Here is a 579-nt window from a genome sequence, read left to right as displayed (position 1 = left end):
GCAGCTGCCAAACCAGCGCAGACGGGTTACTAATTGATTCCGTCTGCACTGGTACGACCTTCAAGCAGCGGGGATCCAACCAGGGCTATTGCCTGCCGAAGGAAACACGGTGCACGGAGCCGTTCATGTAACCACCCCCTGCATGCGTGCGAACAAGCCCCTGCGGCAAATCACTGCCCACGTCCCAATTTCTGATCTGGAAGTTGCCCTGATAGCTCCCTGTGAAGCAAAGACTTCGACGGTCGTCGGTGTTAAGGAAACAAAGCTTGGAGTTGCCACCGGGGAAAGCGTACACCTTCGCGGAGCGTGATTTTCCGCTGGCTACTGCATCGCATCCTGGAAAGTCTGAAATCTTGCGCACATAGCCATGGGACAGGCGGAATGTGCAGGTATCACCTCGATAGTCTGCAAGAGAATAAAGTTGAATAGTTACGGACGTGTCCAGCGTGTACACGATATTTCGAATTTTTCCGATCAAAGGTGTACTACCAGGAGGGATTTCTCGCTCCAGCCCATCAGGCAATGTGCCTGACGCATCAAGGTCCGCCACCTGAAAAGCACCCGTGTAAGAACCGCGGT

At 53.9% G+C, this 579-nt stretch carries 1 protein-coding gene; it reads right to left on the bottom strand.

Annotation, left to right across the window (positions count from 1 at the left end; all coding sequences use genetic code 11):
* Window positions 1-85: 85 nt before the first annotated feature.
* Window positions 86-579, bottom strand: a 494-nt coding sequence (locus QWI17_RS05715; RefSeq protein ID WP_302721551.1) for a hypothetical protein, incomplete at its 5' end; no start/stop codon positions are given.

The organism is Gilvimarinus gilvus, from assembly GCF_030518155.1.
Classification (GTDB): Bacteria; Pseudomonadota; Gammaproteobacteria; order Pseudomonadales; family Cellvibrionaceae; genus Gilvimarinus; species Gilvimarinus gilvus.
Note: the sequence above shows the minus strand (reverse complement) of the source record. Positions and strands in the feature narration are given on the sequence as shown.